Origin of the sequence: Pseudomonas edaphica, from assembly GCF_005863185.1 — a bacterium.
Classification (GTDB): domain Bacteria; phylum Pseudomonadota; class Gammaproteobacteria; order Pseudomonadales; family Pseudomonadaceae; genus Aquipseudomonas; species Aquipseudomonas edaphica.
In genome coordinates this window covers 1-535 of sequence record NZ_VBVZ01001141.1, presented here as the reverse complement: position 1 = coordinate 535, position 535 = coordinate 1, and the positions used below count along the sequence as shown (strand labels likewise).

The window sequence follows — 535 nt, the reverse complement described above, 5'->3', positions numbered from 1 at the left end:
ATAAACCCGTGCAGCATTGGAGCATCGAGTACAAAATTCATGGCGAGACTAAAGTTCTGACCATCCAGAGCGATGACGAACCTTCAATCGATGATGTTCATCAAGCGCTGATTATCCAAAATCATCTGGACAGAACTGGAATGGAGAGCCTTCAAGGCGTTGTTTCGAATGGCGGCATAACGAACATTTCCTGCGAGCAGGCGCCATAACGAAAAAACCCGGCGTTTAGCCGGGCCAAATCTACAATATCGCTGCGCGAGCCTTGGCTAGCGGACGACACCCAAATCTATAATCTGTTTACGTCGGCGCTCTATCAAAGCGTCCGCCTCGGATTCGGTGAGCCCTTCAGCAATAACTGCTAGGCCGTGAAAAACGGTCCAGCACTTAGCTCCGCGCGAAGCTTTGTTTCGTTCTTTTCTCAGGGTATCCATTTCAACTCCGGATTAATTATCGACGGAGGAAATCTACCATGCAGAAATGAAAAGCCCGACACTTGGCCGGGCTTTCGACAAGGCGCCGAGCTTGAAAAGCTAAA

Annotated in this window: 1 protein-coding gene; it reads left to right on the top strand. The window is 49.5% G+C overall.

The window, feature by feature from the left end; all coding sequences use genetic code 11:
• Positions 1–209, top strand: a 209-nt coding sequence (locus FEM54_RS34520) for a hypothetical protein (RefSeq protein ID WP_205894454.1), incomplete at its 5' end; no start/stop codon positions are given.
• Positions 210–535: the final 326 nt, after the last annotated feature.